Source organism: Streptomyces sp. NPDC003327 (genome assembly GCF_053589515.1).
In genome coordinates this window covers 1-16765 of sequence record NZ_JBSFSA010000017.1, presented here as the reverse complement: position 1 = coordinate 16765, position 16765 = coordinate 1, and the positions used below count along the sequence as shown (strand labels likewise).

19 protein-coding genes and 1 pseudogene are annotated in these 16765 nt (G+C 72.5%); 11 read left to right on the top strand and 9 right to left on the bottom strand.

The window, feature by feature from the left end; genetic code table 11:
* The first annotated feature begins 84 nt into the window (after positions 1-84).
* The 6 genes from ACWDVG_RS16330 (at position 85) to ACWDVG_RS16305 (ending at position 3342) form a co-directional block, all read left to right on the top strand.
* Positions 85-645, top strand: coding sequence for a MarR family winged helix-turn-helix transcriptional regulator (locus tag ACWDVG_RS16330; RefSeq protein ID WP_451699847.1), 561 nt, complete (start codon positions 85-87; stop codon positions 643-645).
* A gap of 47 nt (positions 646-692) precedes the next feature.
* Complete coding sequence (locus ACWDVG_RS16325) at positions 693-1271, top strand: sigma factor-like helix-turn-helix DNA-binding protein (protein ID WP_451699846.1); 579 nt, start codon at positions 693-695, stop codon at positions 1269-1271.
* Positions 1268-1516, top strand: coding sequence for a hypothetical protein (locus ACWDVG_RS16320; protein WP_451699845.1), 249 nt, complete (start codon positions 1268-1270; stop codon positions 1514-1516). Before ACWDVG_RS16325 ends, ACWDVG_RS16320 begins: the two co-directional genes overlap by 4 nt.
* A 54-nt stretch (positions 1517-1570) precedes the next feature.
* A complete protein-coding gene (locus ACWDVG_RS16315; RefSeq protein ID WP_451699844.1) occupies positions 1571-1762 on the top strand; it encodes a DUF1059 domain-containing protein in 192 nt (63 codons plus the stop codon).
* A 233-nt stretch (positions 1763-1995) separates the two neighbouring features.
* Positions 1996-2406, top strand: coding sequence for a peptidase inhibitor family I36 protein (locus ACWDVG_RS16310; protein ID WP_451699843.1), 411 nt, complete (start codon positions 1996-1998; stop codon positions 2404-2406).
* Between the two features lie 12 nt (positions 2407-2418).
* On the top strand, positions 2419-3342 hold the full coding sequence (locus tag ACWDVG_RS16305) for a hypothetical protein (RefSeq protein ID WP_451699842.1): 924 nt from the start codon (positions 2419-2421) through the stop codon (positions 3340-3342).
* A gap of 46 nt (positions 3343-3388) precedes the next feature.
* On the opposite strand, the gene ACWDVG_RS16300 is transcribed toward ACWDVG_RS16305, so the two are convergent.
* Complete coding sequence (locus ACWDVG_RS16300; RefSeq protein ID WP_451699841.1) at positions 3389-4543, bottom strand: cystathionine gamma-synthase; 1155 nt, start codon at positions 4541-4543, stop codon at positions 3389-3391.
* A gap of 71 nt (positions 4544-4614) precedes the next feature.
* On the opposite strand from ACWDVG_RS16300, the gene ACWDVG_RS16295 reads away from it, so the two are divergent.
* Positions 4615-5721: a hypothetical protein gene (locus ACWDVG_RS16295; RefSeq protein ID WP_451699840.1), complete on the top strand. Its 1107-nt coding sequence runs from the start codon at positions 4615-4617 to the stop codon at positions 5719-5721.
* A 134-nt stretch (positions 5722-5855) separates the two neighbouring features.
* Positions 5856-6518 (top strand): peptide-methionine (S)-S-oxide reductase MsrA, encoded by a 663-nt coding sequence (msrA, locus tag ACWDVG_RS16290; RefSeq protein WP_451699839.1) that lies wholly within the window; start codon positions 5856-5858, stop codon positions 6516-6518.
* A gap of 60 nt (positions 6519-6578) precedes the next feature.
* On the opposite strand, the gene ACWDVG_RS16285 is transcribed toward msrA, so the two are convergent.
* Both ACWDVG_RS16285 and ACWDVG_RS16280 read right to left on the bottom strand, forming a co-directional pair.
* Positions 6579-6941 carry a DUF1330 domain-containing protein gene (locus tag ACWDVG_RS16285; RefSeq protein WP_451699838.1) on the bottom strand — a complete coding sequence of 121 codons (363 nt, stop codon included), beginning with the start codon at positions 6939-6941 and terminating at the stop codon, positions 6579-6581.
* 131 nt (positions 6942-7072) lie between these two features.
* Positions 7073-8116, bottom strand: a complete 1044-nt coding sequence (locus tag ACWDVG_RS16280) for an NAD(P)-dependent alcohol dehydrogenase (RefSeq protein ID WP_451699837.1) — start codon at positions 8114-8116, stop codon at positions 7073-7075.
* A 129-nt stretch (positions 8117-8245) separates the two neighbouring features.
* Here ACWDVG_RS16280 and ACWDVG_RS16275 point away from each other — a divergent pair, with 129 nt between their 5' ends.
* Positions 8246-9115 (top strand): helix-turn-helix domain-containing protein, encoded by an 870-nt coding sequence (locus ACWDVG_RS16275; RefSeq protein WP_451699836.1) that lies wholly within the window; start codon positions 8246-8248, stop codon positions 9113-9115.
* A gap of 69 nt (positions 9116-9184) precedes the next feature.
* On the opposite strand, the gene ACWDVG_RS16270 is transcribed toward ACWDVG_RS16275, so the two are convergent.
* Together ACWDVG_RS16270 and ACWDVG_RS16265 are read right to left on the bottom strand one after the other, a co-directional pair.
* Positions 9185-10450 carry a L,D-transpeptidase gene (locus ACWDVG_RS16270; RefSeq protein ID WP_451699835.1) on the bottom strand — a complete coding sequence of 422 codons (1266 nt, stop codon included), beginning with the start codon at positions 10448-10450 and terminating at the stop codon, positions 9185-9187.
* A gap of 334 nt (positions 10451-10784) precedes the next feature.
* Positions 10785-11135 (bottom strand): hypothetical protein, encoded by a 351-nt coding sequence (locus tag ACWDVG_RS16265; protein WP_451699834.1) that lies wholly within the window; start codon positions 11133-11135, stop codon positions 10785-10787.
* Between the two features lie 119 nt (positions 11136-11254).
* Here ACWDVG_RS16265 and ACWDVG_RS16260 point away from each other — a divergent pair, with 119 nt between their 5' ends.
* Positions 11255-11530 (top strand): hypothetical protein, encoded by a 276-nt coding sequence (locus tag ACWDVG_RS16260; RefSeq protein WP_451699833.1) that lies wholly within the window; start codon positions 11255-11257, stop codon positions 11528-11530.
* Between the two features lie 84 nt (positions 11531-11614).
* Here ACWDVG_RS16260 and hutH read toward each other — a convergent pair whose 3' ends face one another.
* The 4 genes from hutH to ACWDVG_RS16240 form a co-directional block, all read right to left on the bottom strand.
* On the bottom strand, positions 11615-13159 hold the full coding sequence (gene hutH, locus ACWDVG_RS16255; RefSeq protein ID WP_451699941.1) for a histidine ammonia-lyase: 1545 nt from the start codon (positions 13157-13159) through the stop codon (positions 11615-11617).
* Between the two features lie 160 nt (positions 13160-13319).
* Positions 13320-14453 carry a diguanylate cyclase domain-containing protein gene (locus tag ACWDVG_RS16250; protein ID WP_451699832.1) on the bottom strand — a complete coding sequence of 378 codons (1134 nt, stop codon included), beginning with the start codon at positions 14451-14453 and terminating at the stop codon, positions 13320-13322.
* Between the two features lie 85 nt (positions 14454-14538).
* Positions 14539-15351, bottom strand: coding sequence for an enoyl-CoA hydratase/isomerase family protein (locus tag ACWDVG_RS16245; protein WP_451699830.1), 813 nt, complete (start codon positions 15349-15351; stop codon positions 14539-14541).
* A 49-nt stretch (positions 15352-15400) separates the two neighbouring features.
* A complete protein-coding gene (locus ACWDVG_RS16240; protein WP_451699829.1) occupies positions 15401-16549 on the bottom strand; it encodes an adenylate/guanylate cyclase domain-containing protein in 1149 nt (382 codons plus the stop codon).
* Between the two features lie 141 nt (positions 16550-16690).
* Between ACWDVG_RS16240 and ACWDVG_RS16235 the strand changes: the two are divergent.
* A pseudogene (locus ACWDVG_RS16235) lies at positions 16691-16765 on the top strand (pyridoxal 5'-phosphate synthase glutaminase subunit PdxT); the annotation flags it as partial.

The following is a 16765-nucleotide window of genomic DNA, read 5'->3' as shown; positions in this document are numbered from 1 at the left end:
GCCGGCGCAGGTACGGACCCCCATTCGGCCGCGTACTCTGTCCCCCACCACGTGACCGTCCCCCCCACGAGAGAGCCCCCAGCCATGCCCACATCTCAGGACATGACGACTGAGCTTGACCCCGGTCTCCTCGATGCCCTCCAGCACCAGGTGGCCGTCTTCGCCCGCCGGGCCGAGCAGACCCGGCTCGGCGGCACGGGCCAGCTCCGCAACTCGATGGACCGCGCGGCCTACCTCCTCCTCAACCGGCTCGACCAGGAGGGGCCGATGGGCGTGAAGGCACTCGCCGCCGGGATGGGCATCGACTCGTCGACCGTCACCCGGCAGGTCGCGCCGCTCGTCGACACCGGGCTCGTCACGCGCGCCTCGCACCCGGAGGACGGGCGCGCGGTCGTGCTCCAGCTGTCCCCGCGCGGACGGGCCCGCCTGGAGGAGGTCCGGTCCTCGCGGCGACGGCTGATGGCCGAGGTGACGGACGGATGGACGCAGGACGAGCGGGAGTCCTTCTGCACCCTGCTCACCCGCTTCAACACGGCGCTCTCGGCGCGCCAGTCGGCGCACACGGCGCAGCACGGGGGGCCGGCGGGCCCCGACGCGGGGACGGGTACGGGTACGGGCGCGGGTACGGCTTCCGCGAGCGAGTAGGCGCCGACCCCTTGACCCCGGTCCCGCACCGACCCCTAGATGAGGAGGTGCGAGAGCGGCAGCGCGGCAAAGCGAGCGAACAGGCCCTCCGCGCCCGGGAGTTCGAGGCGTTCACGGCCGGGGCGGCGGGCCGGCTGCTGCACGTCGCCTCCCTCCTCACCGCCGAGACCCGGGCCCGGAACCCGTACGCGCAGGGGCTCCTGACCGCGTCCCTCGCGCACGTGTACGCGCAGTGGGACCGGCTGCGCGGCGAGGATCCGTACGAGCTGGTGCGACGCGACCTCGTCGCCCGCTTCGCGCGCGGCGCGTGGCGGCACCACGGCGGCCGGGGCGGGGTGCTCGCCGCGCTCGGCCCACAGGAACGTCTCGTCGTCACCCTGCGGCTGTACGAGGGCGTGGCCGAGGAGCAGACGGCGGCCCTGCTCGGCGTCTCGGAGGAACGGGTCCGCGCGCTCTGCGCCCGCTCGGTCGCCGCCCTCCGCGCGGAGGGCCACCGGCGAAGCCGGAACCGGGACCGTGGCCGGGACCATGGCCAGGACCGGAACCAGGGCCGGGACCGGGACCGTGGCCGGGACCGGGGCGCCGGGGCTGCCGGGGCCGACGGGGCCACCGGGGCCGCCGCGTGAGTCGGCACGAGGACAAGGAGGCCGCGGTCCGGCGGCTTCTGGACACCCCGCACCCGACCGTGCCGCGCGACCTCGCCGACCGGGCCGCGGCCCTCGGCGCCCGCCGTGCCCGGCGCGTGCGCGCCGTGCGGCGCCTGGGGTGGACGCTGTGCGCGCTGGCCGCGCTGGCCTTCCTGCTGTGGGCGTCGACGACCCGCCCCTGGGAGGTCCCCCCGGAGATGTCCCCACCGCTCGAAGGCGTGTGAAGGGCGACCTAGCCTGAGAGGAGCGGCGCAGTCCGCGCCCCCGAGGAGGCTGCCATGACCAGGAAAGTCGCCGACTGCCGCAGGACGCCGAGCGTCATGAACTGCACCCTCACCATCAGCGGTGAGGAGGAGGAAGTCGTACGGGCCGCCACCGAGCACGCCGTCTCCGTCCACGGGCACACCGACTCCCCGGAGCTGCGCGAGGAGGTCCGGTCGCAGCTGGAGGACGAGAAGGTGTCCGCCTGACCGTACCGGTCGGCGTGACCGGCGGACCGGCGTGACCGGCCTGCCCTCATTCGTCCCCGCGCATAACGCGCGGGGACGAATTCGACGGAATTCGACAGACCTGCAATTCGGGCCACTACTGGCCGAATAATGCCCCTCCATAATTGGTTGAGCGGTAGATCGACGCGGTGTAGCGTCCTCCCGTCCGGTGCCTCCCCGAGGCACCCCGAGCACGGCGAATGAGGGAGTTACGCATGTCGAGAGTGCGCACCGTTTCCGCAATAGCCGCAATTGCCTTCGCCACCTCCACGGCCTTTGTCGGGAACGCCACCGCCGGAAGTTACAACGGCGTGTGCGAGAGCTCCAACGGCGGAGAGGTCTGTCTCTACAACACCAACAACAACACGGGCATGGTGTACGACACCCTGTACAGCAAGCCCGACTACGGCACGAGCACCTACTACGGCACCAGCACGCGGATCAACGACACCGTGTCCTCCACGTGGAACCGCGATCCCGACACCAACGTGTCGTTCTTCGCCAACGCGGGCTACACGGGCACGTCCATGGGCAACGTCGCCGGCTACAAGGTCAACTGGGAGGGCGGCTGGGCGGACAAGTGGAGCTCCCACTGCTTCGAGAACAACTCCGCCTGCCCGTACTAGGAGCCCACGTCGATGGTCAGCGCCGGCCGGCCGCTCGCCGCTCCCGCCCTCCTCGCGCTCCTCGGCCTCGCGGCCGCGGGGTGCGCGAACCAGGAGGCGCCGCCCCGGAAGGCCGGGGCGGTCCTGGAGGTCACCCGCGACTCCTCGTACTACGAGGGACGTGGGATCAGGCTTCCGTTCGACGCCTACGAACTCACCAGGGAGCAGCGCGCCAGTCTCTCGGAGACCGTGTACGCACGGTCCCGCGCGTGCATGCGGGAATTCGGGCTCGACTGGCCCAAACCCCTCGCGTACGAATCACCCGTCACGGCCAATTCCCGCCGTTACGGTGTGATCGACCTCCCCCGTGCAAAGGAATTCGGTTACGGAGTTCCGCTGCCCGAGGGAGTGACCCGGGAAGAGGCGGAGAAGACCGGCCGGGAGAACATCGACAGAACGCGCAGGCTCTCCCAGGAGACGCGCGACGTGTACACGGGAGAAGGCGCGAAGGAGTACGCCGGAAAGCCGGTTCCCGAGGGTGGTTGCCGCGGCCGCGCGTACACGTCCCTCGGCCTCCCTCCGCTGGGGATGACCTCCATGACGCTCGACACCCTGCGGTACGAGTCGTGGGACCGGGCCCGCAAGAGCCGGATCGTCGCGGACGCGGTCGCCCGCTGGAGCACCTGCATGAGCGGCGCGGGGTACACGTACAAGACCCCGGAGGAGGCCGTCGCCGACCCGGCGTGGCGTCGCGGGGGCGGAACGCCGCCGTCGGCCGCGGAGATCGCGGCGGCCACCGCCGACATCACCTGCAAGCGCGAGGTGATGCTGGTGGAGAAGTGGTACGCCGTCGAGGTCGAGACCCAGAAGTCGATGGTGCGGGAGCGGGCCGACGCGCTCGCGAAACTGGACCGCGAGCGGACGTCACTCGTCCGGCGCCTCGCGCAGGGACGCTGAACGGCGACCCCGGTCCCGTACGGGACCGGGGTCGCCCCGGGGCGTTCTAGCCGAGCGCCTCGCGGAGGTCGGCCAGCAGGTCGTCGACGTTCTCGATGCCCACGGAGAGGCGGACCAGGTCCGCCGGGACCTCGAGGGCGGAGCCCGCGACGCTCGCGTGCGTCATGCGGCCCGGGTGCTCGATCAGCGACTCGACGCCGCCGAGGGACTCGCCGAGCGTGAACAGCTCGGCGCGGTTGCAGACCTCGACCGCCGCCTCCTCGCCGCCCTGGACGCGGAAGGAGATCATGCCGCCGAAGGACCGCATCTGCTTGGCCGCGACCTCGTGCCCCGGGTGCTCCGGGAGGCCCGGGTAGAGGACCTGCGTGACCTTCGGGTGCTGGGTCAGCATGTCCGCGATCCGGGTCGCGTTCTCGCTGTGCCGGTCCATGCGCACGGCGAGGGTCTTGATGCCGCGCAGCACGATCCACGAGTCGAAGGGCCCGGCGACCGCGCCCATCGCGTTCTGGTGGTACGCCAGCTCCTCGCCGAGCGCCTCGTCGGCCGCCACGAGGGCGCCGCCGACGACGTCCGAGTGGCCGCCCATGTACTTGGTGAGCGAGTGCACGACGACGTCGGCGCCGAGCGCCAGCGGCTGCTGCAGGTAGGGCGAGGCGAAGGTGTTGTCGACGACGAGCTTCACGCCGGCCTGGCGGGCCACGCCCGCGACGGCCTCGATGTCGGTGATGCCGAGCAGCGGGTTCGAGGGGGTCTCGACCCAGATCAGCTTGGTGCGGTCGTTGAGGGCGCCGCGCACGGACTCGACGTCCGAGGTGTTCGCCACGGAGAAGTCGACGCCCCAGCGCTCCACGACCTTCGCGAACAGGCGGAAGGTGCCGCCGTAGGCGTCGTTGGGGATGACGACGTGGTCACCGGGCGCGAGGAGCGCGCGGAGCAGGCAATCCTCGGCGGCGAGCCCGGACGCGAAGGCGAGCCCCCGACGGCCGCCCTCCAGGGCCGCCAGGTTCTCCTCCAGGGCGGTACGGGTCGGGTTCGCGCTGCGGCTGTACTCGTAACCGCCGCGCAGCCCGCCCACGCCGTCCTGCTTGTAGGTGGACACCTGGTAGATGGGCGGGACGACCGCGCCGGTCAGCGGGTCGGCGGTGTTGCCCGCGTGGATCGCGCGGGTCTCGAAGCTCTGGTGGGTGTGCTGGTCGCTCATGGTCAGGAGCGTAGTCCCGGTGACACCCCGCCGCCTCGTTCGTCTCAGGAGGTGTCCTGGACAATGGACGCATGGAGATTCTCTGGTTCCTGATCGCGCTGGGGCTGTTGTTCGGTGTCCTCGGTCCCTACGTGCTCCGCCGACGCGGGGGCGGGATCCGGCTGGCCGTGCCGGGGACGCCCGACGCCGCGGATCCGGAGGCGTACGGGTTCGTGCGGCAGGAGGAGCAGGACGTACGGCTGCCCGGGCCGGACGAGGACCTCCTCGACGTGCTGGACGTCGTGCAGGCCACGCAGGACTGGCGGGCCGCCGCGCAGCTCCTCGCCGGGACCGGCAAGGAGGGCGAGGTGCGCTGGCAGCGCGTGCAGGCGTTCGCGGGCGCCGCCTCGCTGGAGCTGGGCGAGCGGCCCGGGGTCGGCGGGGCCTGGCTGCGGGCGTGGCGGGCGGAGGCTCCGAAGGACCCGGGGGCGGCGGCGGTGCACGCCGAGTTCCTGGTGCAGCAGGCGTGGCGGTCGTCGGCGGCCGGGTCGGACGACTTCCGCATCATCCTGGAGGAGGCGCGGAAGGTCGCCGAGGAGGCCGCGCTGCTGGCGCCGGGCGACCCCGTCCCGTACATCACGCAGCTGGCGGTGGCCCGCGGACTCGGCTACAGCCACGAGGAGTTCGACCAGGTCTGGGCGAAGGTCATCGACCGGGCGCCGCAGCACATGGGGGCCCATCTGGCGGCGCTGCACTACTGGTGCGAGAAGTGGCACGGCTCGCGCGAGGAGGCCGACCACTTCGCGACGACGGCGGCGGCGCGGGCCCCGCGCGGCTCGCTGCTGGCGGCGCTGCCGCTGTTCGCGGTGTACGAGCACGTGCCGGACGTCGTGCTCGTGCAGGACTTCTTCCGTACGGCGGTCGTCGGCAAGGCGATCGACGGCGCCCTGTACGCGGTGCACTCGGCGCGCGCCGACGACCCGATGCTCGCGCACGTGCGGCACCTGCTCGTCTGGTTCCTGGTGCGGGGCGAGCGGTGGGCCGAGGCCATGCACCAGCTGGTGCGGGTCGACGGGCACGTCGGCGCGGTGCCGTGGACGCTGAGCGCGGACCCGGCGGCGCAGTACACGGTCTTCCGCAACCTGGCGGTGGCGGGGTACGAGGCGAACGGCGGCAGCCCGGCGACGCTGAGCCGCTGATCCGGTGCGCCGGTGAGCCGGTGAGCCACCGGGTGTCGGCGACGGAGAGGGCGCGGGGAGAGGGCGCGGGGCGGGGAATCCCGTTCCGCGTTTCCTTGTTGTGCCGACTGCCGACCGTCGAGGAGAGATGCCGCATGTTCCTGTCCCGCACCCCCGTCCTCCCCACCCCCGAGCAGGCCCTGCGCGGCCGCCCGGAGCCGGAGTTCTCCGTCCCGGAGCGCCACACGGTCCTCGGCAACCCGCTGCTCGGCCCCTATCCCGAGGGCCTGGAGGTCGCCGACTTCGGCCTCGGCTGTTTCTGGGGCGCCGAGCGGAAGTTCTGGCAGACCGAGGGCGTGTGGACGACCCTGGCCGGCTACCAGGGCGGCCACACGCCGAACCCGACGTACGAGGAGGTCTGCTCGGGCCTCACCGGGCACACCGAGGTCGTCCGGGTCGTCTTCGACCCGGCGAAGGTCAGCTACGCCGCGCTCCTGAAGCTCTTCTGGGAGTCCCACGACCCGACCCAGGGCTTCCGCCAGGGCAACGACGTGGGCACCCAGTACCGCTCCGCGGTCTACACCCACTCCCCCGCCCAGGCGGCCACGGCGGAGGCTTCCCGGGCCGCCTACCAGAAGGTCCTGACGGGCTCCGGCTACGGCGAGATCACCACCCAGGTCCTGCCGGCCGCCGACCGGCCCTTCTACCCGGCCGAGGCCTACCACCAGCAGTACCTGGACAAGAACCCGGCGGGTTACTGCGGCATCGGCGGCACGGGCGTCTCCTGCCCGATCGGCGTGGCGGCGGCCGAGGGCTGATCCGCACCGGGCCGAGCCGGGGGTCGGCCCCGGGCCCGGCCCGAAGGCGGAGCCGATCCGTCAGCGGACCGTTCCCCCGGCGGCGGCCTCGCGCATGCGGGCCGCCGTCGTCGCGGGGTCGTAGCCGTCGGGGACGCCGTCGATGATCAGGACGTCTCCGGGGATGTGGCGGGCCCGCAGGGGGATCAGGGCCTGGTAGGGCTCGGAGTCGTACCAGGCGCGCGCGAGGTCGTACGTCGGGAAGGCGACGATCACCAGGTCGCCGGGCCAGGTGCCCTCACGGACTTCGCGGGCGGGGGAGCCGTGGACGAGGAAGCGGCCGCCGAAGGGGTCGAGGGTCGCCTGGATGCGCTCGATGTAGGTGAGGACCTCCTCGTCGAGGTCGGCCGTCGGGTGCAGGTTCGCGAGGGCGTATGCGGTCATGGGACCAGCGTGCCGGGGCGCGGCGACCGGGTCGATTACCTCCGGCGTCATGGACGAGGACGCGGCCCGGGCCGACCCCGCGGTCGGCCCCGGGCCGGGGACCCGACCCGGGCCCCGCCGCCGCGCCGCCGTCAGATCGTCTTCGCGTCGATCACGAAGCGGTAGCGCACGTCGCTGGCGATCACGCGCTCGTAGGCGTCGTTGATCCGGTCCGCGCCGATGACCTCGATCTCGGCGCCGAGGCCGTGCTCCGCGCAGAAGTCGAGCATCTCCTGCGTTTCGGCGATGCCGCCGATCATCGAGCCGGCGAGGGTCTTGCGGCCGCCGATGAGGGAGAAGAGGTTGAGGGCGACGGGCTCCTCGGGGGCGCCGACGTTGACCAGGGCGCCGTCCGTCTTGACCAGGCTCAGGTAGGCGCCGAAGTCCAGCGGGGCGGAGACGGTGGAGATGACCAGGTCGAAGGTGCCGGCGAGGGCGGTGAAGGTCTCCGGGTCGCTGGTCGCGTAGTAGTGGTCGGCGCCCAGGGAGAGGGCGTCCTCCCGCTTCTTCAGGGACTGGCTCAGGACGGTGACGTCCGCGCCGAGGGCGTGGGCGATCTTGACGCCCATGTGGCCGAGGCCGCCCAGGCCGACGATGGCGACCTTCTTGCCGGGGCCCGCCTGCCAGTGGGCGAGCGGCGAGTAGAGGGTGATGCCGGCGCAGAGGAGCGGGGCGGCCTCGTCGAGGGCGATGCCCTCGGGTATGCGCAGGGTGTAGTTCTCGTCGACGACGATGTGGGTGGAGTAACCGCCGTAGGTCGGCTCGCCGTTCTTGTCGAGGGAGTTGTACGTGCCGGTCATGCCCCGGACGCAGAACTGCTCCAGGCCCTTGGCGCAGGCGTCGCACTCGCGGCAGGAGTCGACGAAGCAGCCGACGCCGACGCGGTCGCCGACCGCGTGCCGGGTGACCTCGGAGCCGATCTCGGTGACGACGCCGGCGATCTCGTGGCCGGGGACCATGGGGAAGATGCCCTCGCCCCAGCCGTCGCGGGCCTGGTGGATGTCGGAGTGGCAGATGCCCGCGTAGGCGATCTCGATGAGGACGTCGTGGGGGCCGACGGCCCGGCGCGGGACGGTGGTGCGCTCCAGGGGGGCGTGGGCGGCGGGGGCGGCGTATGCGGAAACGTGGGTGGTCATGGTGGAGAGCCTGCCCGGGTCCCGGGGGGTCACCCAGGCCCCTGTTCTGCCTACGACCGGTGTGCCTACTACTGGCAGGGTCAGGAACGTACGTCCGCCGCCGCGGCCGCCCGGTGATACTTGGACCCCATGGACCTCAGTACGGAACTCGGCGAATTCCTCCGCTCCCGGCGGGCGCGGCTGAAGCCGCAGGACGTGGGGCTGCCGGAGTTCGGCCGGCACCGCCGGGTGCCGGGGCTGCGGCGCGAGGAGCTGGCGCAGCTGGCCGGGGTGTCGGTCGCGTACTACACGCGCCTGGAGCAGGGCAACGGGCGGACGAACGTGTCCATGGAGGTCCTGGACGCGATCGCGCGGGCGCTGCGCCTCTCGGAGACGGAGCGGGCGCATCTGACGCACCTGGCGAAGCCGACGGTGAAGAAGCGGCAGCGGGCGGCGATCGCCCGGCCGCAGCGGCTGCGGCCGGGGCTGACGCATCTGCTGGACCTGATGGACGGGGTGCCGGCGTTCGTGCTCGGCCGGCGGCTGGACATCCTGGCGTGGAACCGGATGGCGCGGGCGCTGTTCGGGGACTTCGAGGCGTGGGAGCCGCGCGACCGGAACATGGCGCGGATGATCTTCCTGGATCCGAACGCGCGTGATCTGTACGTGGACTGGGAGTGCAAGGCGGTCGAGGTCGTCAGCTCGCTGCGGCTGTACGCGGGCTGTTATCCGGACGACGCGGAGCTGCTCGCGCTGGTGGGCGAGCTGTCGGTGCGGAGCGAGGAGTTCCGTTCGCTCTGGGCGGCGCACACGGTGACCGACAAGGGGCACGGGGAGAAGCGGCTGCGGCATCCGCTGGTGGGCGACATGACCTTGTCGTACGAGTCGCTGAAGGTGGCAGGGAACGATCCGGACCTGATGGTGGTGACGTACCAGGCGGAGCCCGGTTCGGCGTCGGCGGACGCGCTGCGGCTGCTGGCGCAGTGGGGGGTGGACGAGCCGGCCGAGGTGCGCGAGTGACGTGCGGGCGTACGGAGAAGGGCCCCCTCCCGCGGCGGGAGGGGGCCCTTCTGCGTACCGGGGGGCGGCTCAGACCTCCGAGCCGGCCTTCCACTCGGCCCAGCTCATGTTCCAGCCGTTGAGGCCGTTGTCGGGGGCGATCGTCTTGTCCTTGGAGTTCTTGACGATCACGACGTCGCCGACGATCGAGTGGTCGTAGAACCACGCGGCCATCTGGTTGGGGTCGCCGGCGCCCTTGACGTCGTTGAGGCCCACGCAGCCGTGGCTGGTGTTGGACGAGCCGAAGATCGAGTCCGGGCCCCAGTAGTTGCCGTGGATGAAGGTGCCGGAGGTGGACAGGCGCATGGCGTGCGGCACGTCCTTGATGTCGTACTCGCCCTTGCCGTCGTCGTCGGTGAAGCCGACGGTGGCGCCGTCCATCCGGGTCTCCTTGAACTTCTCGGAGATCACCATCTGACCGTTGTAGGTCGGGTTCTCCGGGGAGCCCGCGGAGATCGGGATGGTCTTGATCGTCTTGCCGTCCTGGGTGACCGTCATGGTCTTGGTGGCGACGTCGACGGTGGAGACCTGGTTGCGGCCGATCTTGAAGGTGACCGTCTTCTGCTGGACGCCGAAGACGCCCTCCGCGCCCTCGACGCCGTCGAGGTCGAGCTTGAGGGTGACGGTGGAGCCCTCGGTCCAGTAGTCGTCCGGACGGAAGTCCAGACGGGTGGAGTTGAACCAGTGGCCGACGACCTCCTGGCCGGAGCTGGAGGTGACGCTGATGCCCTCCTGGACGGCCTTCTTGTCGGTGATCTCCTTGTTGAAGTTGATCGAGACCGGCATGCCGACGCCGACCGTGGAGCCGTCCTCGGGAGTGAAGTTCCCGATGAAGCTGTTGGCCTTGGAGACGGTGGTGAAGGAGGAGTTCTCGTGCGCCTCCAGGCCCTCGGCGTCCACGGCGGTCGCGGCGATCTTGTAGACCGTGGCGCGTTCGAGCTGCTCGCTGGGCTTCCAGCTGAGGCCGTCGGCCGCTATCTCGCCCTTGACCGCGGTGCCCTCCGCGGAGGTCATGGTGACCTCGGTGAGCTTGCCCTCGGTGACGGTGACCTTGGCGTCGTTGTTGATGGACGCGTTCTGGGCGCCGTTCTTGGGCGAGATGGTGATCTGCGCCTTCGACGTCTTCGCCGCCGCGGCCTCGTCGACCTGGGCCTGTGACTGTGGAGTGGGGGAGGAGGCGCTGCCGTCCTTGTCGCCGTCGTCGCACGCCGAGAGCACCAACACGCCGCTGAGCACGACCGCCGCTGCGGCCAGGCTCCGGCGGCGCTTGCCGTCCGTCATCACACGCTTCTCCATCGTCGCCGATTCCCTGTCAACGTTAAGGAACACCCAGGACACCCCGTCCGGTTCCGCTACCCGACGGTTTGTGGGGAACACCACTGATCGACACGCTCGTGCGGAGCGTCCGGTTCCCGGCCCCGCGTGGACCGTACGGGACGGGGCGCGGCCGCGGCGAACCGGGGCCGCGGGCGGGGCGGGCAGGGCGGGCAGGAAGGAGCCCCGGGACGGGGTGCTGGTGTCCCGGGGCTCCGGTCGGCGGGGGCGTCGGTCCTGCGGCCGCCGTTCCTCAACGGCCGGTGGTCCTCAGGCCGGTTGTCCTACGGCCGGTGTCCCTGAACGGCCGGTCGTCCTACGGTCGCTCGTCGGGCTCCTCGTCGTCCTCCTCGTCCGCGGCCTCCTCGTCGAGGTCCCACTCCAGCGCGTCCGGGTCGTAGTCGATCTCCTCGCTGCTCCAGGAGGCCTGGACCATCTCGATCCCGGGGACCTCGCGGATCAGGTCGAAGGGCTCGACGAGGTACGCGAGGGCCTCGGCGCTGTCCTCGCGGACGGCTTCGCGGGCGTGGGCCCGCTCCTCGTCCGGCATGAACTCGTCGGAGTCGATCCGCCCCTCGGCCGCCTCGGTCAGCTCGGCGGGGCCGTCGATCTCCAGGACGACGTCGACCCGAAGCCGTACATAGCGTGCTGTCTCGGAAGTGCTCATGGGTCGGAGCGTAGGGTCCGGGGGCCTCGGCTTTCCCGCGACCCGCTGTGTTCACTAGCATCGGCGCACCGCGCTTTTGCTCGGCTTCCACGAGGCTCCGCAAGGGAGATCGACCTTCTGTGACCGCCGCACGACGCCCACTGCTGACCGCCACCGCCGCCGGGACGCTGCTCTGTGCCCTGTGGTTCGTGCCGTCCGCGAACGCCACCGACGAGCACGGGGGCGGGATGCGGGTCGGGACGACCGAGGACGCCGGACCGGGGGCGGGCGGTGACCGCCTCGCCGAGACGGGGAACCCCGACACCGTGCCGTATCTGATCGGCGGCACCGGATTCCTGGGCGTGGGCGCGGGGTTCGTGGCGCTCGCGATGCACCGCAGGGGCCGCGCGTTCTGAGGCTCCCGTCTCGTCCGTACGACAGGGCCGGGGGCCGCACCCCGGATCGGATGCGGCCCTCGGTTCTCCGTCGGTGGTGTCGTGTCAGGCGAGCGGGCCGGTGACCGGCTCCACGGCGGCGACCAGGCGGCCTTCCCGTACGAACGCGTCGGCGGCGGCCAGGTCCGGGGCGAGGAACCGGTCGGGTCCGGGGCCCTCGACGCCGGCCGCGCGCAGGGCGTCGATGGCGGCCTGCGAGGCGGGGGCCGGGGTGAGGCCCTCGCGCAGCTCGATGCCGCGCGTGGCGGCGTACAGCTCGACGGCGATGATCCGGTTGAGGTTGCCGATCGCCGTGCGCAGCTTGCGGGCGGCCGACCAGCCCATGGAGACGTGGTCCTCCTGCATCGCGGAGGACGGGATGGAGTCGGCGGAGGCCGGGACGGCGAGCCGCTTCATCTCGCTGACCAGGGCGGCCTGCGTGTACTGGGCGATCATCAGGCCGGAGTCGACGCCGGCGTCGTCGGCGAGGAACGGCGGCAGGCCGTGCGAGCGGTTCTTGTCGAGAAGCCGGTCGGTGCGGCGCTCGGCGATGGAGCCGAGGTCGGCGGCGGCGATGGCCAGGAAGTCGAGGACGTACGCGACGGGGGCGCCGTGGAAGTTGCCGTTGGAGCGGACCTGGCCGTCGGCGAGGACGACGGGGTTGTCGACGGCGGCGGCGAGTTCGCGCTCGGCCACGAGCCGGGCGTGGGCCATGGTGTCGCGGCCGGCGCCGGCGACCTGCGGGGCGCAGCGCACCGAGTAGGCGTCCTGGACGCGCGGGGCCTCGCCGGCCTGGAAGTGGCCGGTGAGGCCGGAGCCCTTGAGCACGGCCAGCATGTTGGCGGCGGAGGCGGCCTGGCCGGGGTGCGGACGGATGGAGTGGAGCTCGGGTTCGAGGACCTTCTCGGTGCCGAGGAGGGCTTCGAGGGAGAGCGCGGCGGTGACGTCGGCCGACTTGTAGAGGGTGTCGAGGTCGGCGAGGGCCATGATCAGCATGCCGAGCATGCCGTCGGTGCCGTTGAGGAGGGCGAGGCCCTCCTTCTCCTTGAGCTCGACGGGCGCGATGCCGGCGGCGGCGAGCAGCTCGCCGGCGGGCTTCACGACGCCGTCCGGGCCCTCGGCGTCGCCCTCGCCCATGAGCGCGAGCGCGCAGTGGGAGAGCGGGGCGAGGTCGCCGGAGCAGCCGAGGGAGCCGTACTCGTGCACGACCGGGGTGATGCCGGCGTTGAGGACGTCGGCCATGGTCTGCGCGACCTCGGGGCGGACCCCGGTGTGGCCGGAGGCGACGGTCTTGAGCCGCAGGAACATCAGCGCGCGCACGACCTCGCGCTCGACGCGCGGGCCCATGCCGGCGGCGTGCGAGCGGACGATGTTGCGCTGGAGCTGGGCGCGGAGCTCGTGGGTGATGTGCCGGGTGGCGAGCGCGCCGAAGCCGGTGGAGACGCCGTACACGGGCTCGGGCTTGGCGGCGAGCGCGTCGACGACGGCGCGGGAGGCGGCGAGCGCCTGCACGGCCTCGGGCGACAGCTCGACGCGGGCGCCGTGGCGGGCGACGGCGATGACGTCCTGCGGGGTCGTGCCGGACGTGCCGAGGACGACGACTGTCTGCATATCCATATTCAGCACCCTACGGACTGAAGACCGACCTGTCACTAGGGGACTTCGTCACGGGTCCGACGAGAGCCGGACCCTTACCGCCGGACGACGAGCCGGGCCGGTCACCGCCGGACGACGAGCCGGACCCTTGCCGCTGAACCCTTCCGGGCGGGGACTACGCGTCCGGCGGCGGGCTCACCGGCGGCGCGTCGCGGAACCGGCGGCGGTCGCGGGCGCCCGGCGGGGCGTCGGCGAGGCGGATGACCCCGCCGTCCCGGCCCGCGACGACCGGCTTCGCCGAGCGGGCGGCCTTGGCCTGGTACTGGGCGGCGTCCGCCAGGCGGAAGAGGCGGCGCGCCGACCTGAGGGGACCGATCGGGTCCCCGGTGGAGGCCACGCCGCAGGCCACGCCCTCGCCGAGTTCCAGCTCCGCCGCCCGTCCGCACAGCTCCTCGGCGACCGCGATCACCTCGTCCGCCGTCGGGCCGACCGTCAGGAGGCAGAACTCGTCGCCGCCGAGGCGGGCCGCGAGGGCGCCGGGGAGCCGGGCGCCGCACCGGGAGAGGACCGAGCCGAAGCGCTCGAGGAGGCGGTCGCCGACGGCGTGGCCGTGGGTGTCGTTGACCCGCTTGAGGCCGTTGAGGTCGCAGACGACCAGGCTGACGACCGAGCCGTCGGCACGGTAGCGCTCGATGGCCTCGTCGAGGCGGGTGTCGACGGCCCGCCGGTTGGCGAGCCCGGTCAGCGGGTCGGTGAAGGCGAGCTTGCGGACCTCCTCCAGGCGCTCGGCCTGGGCGATGCCGGCGGCGACGACCGCCGCCAGGACGGTCGCGAAGTCCGCGTCCCCCCGGACGAAAGGTTTCTTCCCCTCCGGCCTGGCCACGTACAGCTCCCCCCAGGCCCGCCCGTGCAGCACGATCGGGGCGACGACGCAGCAGCCCCGTCCCCGGCGGCGCAGCCCCAGGACCCGCCCCGTCGGGAGGGGGTCGTCGGCGGTCTCCACCCAGGAGTCGGGCTCGCCGCCGCCCGCCCACTGCTCGTGCAGGAACTCGGTGATCTCCGGGAACTGGTGGACCGGGTACGTCTCCGCGTCCGGGAACTCCTCCTCCCCCGGAGCCCGCTCCCCCGCGTTCACGAGGACCTTGAGGCGCCCGTGGTCCCGCTGCCAGACGGACAGGGCGGCGAAGCTCCCGTCGAGCCCGTCGCAGGCCCCGAGCGCCGCCGCCCGCCAGAACTCGCGCGGGGTGTGCGCGGCGGCCATCCCCTGCGCCAGCGCCACTACGGCCCGCAGCCGCCTGTCCTCACCCATTCCTCCAGCTTAGGGAGGTTTGATCCGTTTTCCCCACCGAGACGTCACGGAACGTGATATTCGGTACAAAAATGAATCATGCGGATCATTCGCCCGGCCACTGCGGCGTGCGCTTCTCGTTGAACGCCGCCACCCCCTCGGCGCGGTCGCCCGAGAACGCCACCGACCGCCAGGCCGCGTCCTCGACCTCCAGGCCGGCCCGCAGGTCGAGGCCGTGCCCGAGCCGCATCGCCCGCTTCGCGGCGCGCAGCCCCACCGGCGAGTTCGCCGCGATCCGGGCGGCGAGCTCCAGGGCCGCCGTCCGCGCGTCCTCCTCCAGGAGGTCGACGAGGCCCAGCTCGCGGGCCTCCGCCGCCTCGACCCGGCGGGCCGTGAAGACCAGCTCGGCGGCGCGCGCCGCGCCCACCCGGCGCGGCAGCAGCTGCGTACCGCCGCCGCCCGGGATGACGCCCACGGAGACCTCGGGGAGTCCGACGACGGCGGTCGCGTCGGCGACGATGACGTCACAGGCGAGGGCCAGCTCGTAGCCCCCGCCGAGCGCGAAGCCGTGCACGGCGGCGACGGTCGGCATCGGCAGGTCGAGCACGCCGGTGTACGCGGCGCGGGCCGTCGGGCGCTGGCGCACCAGCTCGGCGTCGGTGAAGGAGTTCCGCTCCTTGAGGTCGGCGCCGACACAGAAGGCACGGTCGTTCGAGGAGGTCAGAACCGTGACCCGGGCGGCCGGGTCGGCGGCGAGCGCGTCGCAGGCGGCGCCGATGGAGCGGGCCATCTCGGAGGAGACGGCGTTCATGGCCTTGGGGCGGTCGAGGACGAGCTCGGCGACGAACCCGTCCCTCCGCACCACCACGAACTCACCAAAACGCTGCTCGGACTGCTGCTCGCCCTGCTGCTCGGACATCGCGGAGACCCTCCCGGTTAACGCCTGTTAACGGCTGTTCACCGGAATCCTAGGACGGGCGGCGGGTCAGGAGCCAGGGCTCCACGACTCCGAGGCCACGCACCGGGCGCTGCCACATCGGCTGGAGCGCGAAGCGGTACGTGTCGGCCTTGCGGCCCTCCTTCTCCGCGCGCGCCGCCTCCTCCGCCGCCTGCGCCTCCGAGACCGGCGCCTCGCCCGTCCGGGTCAGTTCCTCCGCGAAGGCGCTGTCGACGAGGACGGCGTCCTTCGGCGCTATCGAGGTGAGGCGGCTGGCCAGGTTCACGGTGGTGCCGAAGACGTCGCCCATGCGGGTCGTGACCGTGCCGAACGCGATGCCGACGCGCAGGGCGGGCATCGTCTCGTCGTGGCTGAGCGTCTCGATCAGGCGCAGCGCGATCTCGGCCGCTATTCCGGCGTCGTCGGCCGCGTAGAGGACCTCGTCGCCGAGGGTCTTGATGAGCCGGCCGCCGTGCGCGGCGACGAGGTCGGCGCAGGTCGTCTCGAAGGCCTCCACCAGCTCGCCGAGCTCGGCCTCCTCCAGGCGGCGGGTGAGCCGGGTGAAGCCGACGAGGTCGGCGAAGCCGACGGCGAGGCGCCGGTCGACCATCTCCTCGTCGTCCTGGGCCTGGACGACGCGGCCGGTGGCGGCGGCGAGCTGGCGCCGCCACACGTAGATGAGGAACTCCTCCAGCTCGGGCAGGAGCAGCTCGACCAGGGGGTACGTGACCTCGGTCCTGGTCATGCCGGGCTCGGGCGGCTCGGTGAGGTCCTCCAGGAAGGAGTCGATCTGCCATTCGGCGAGCCGGGCCGTCGTCTGGCCGGTGGAGCGGGCCACCTGGACGGCCATGGGCTCGCTGAGCAGCCCCGCCTCGACGAGACCGGCGAGGCGGCGCAGGGCCAGGACGTCGGCTTCCGTGAGCGCCTTGGCCTGGCCGATGTCCGCGAAGCCCATCGCCCGCCAGAAGCGGGACGCCAGCTCCATGGAGACGCCGGCGGTGCGGGCCGCCTGGAAGGGTGTGTAGCGGCGGTCGGCGCCGAGGATGAGCTGTTCGAGGCGGATGGCGAGCGGGTCGTCGGTCGGCTCGGCCGTGTGGTCGACGGCATGGTGGGGGGTCGGATACGTCGGCGGTTCGGCCGGCTCGGCCCCGCCGCCCGTATTCGAGTCGTCGACGGTCACCGGCCGCCTCCTGCCGTTTCCCTGCCCACTGTCCTGCCGATCTGTCGCATGGATCGCGGTCCACGATACGACAGGTGTGGGCTGGCTCACGCCGGAACGTCCCTCGCCACCGGCCGTACGGGGCGTCGCCCGGGCCGCGCGCAGTCCGTCGGCGCCGAGGTCGAGGTCCTCGCCGAGCACGACGGCCACATCGTCGCCGTCCGGCAGGGCACCGCC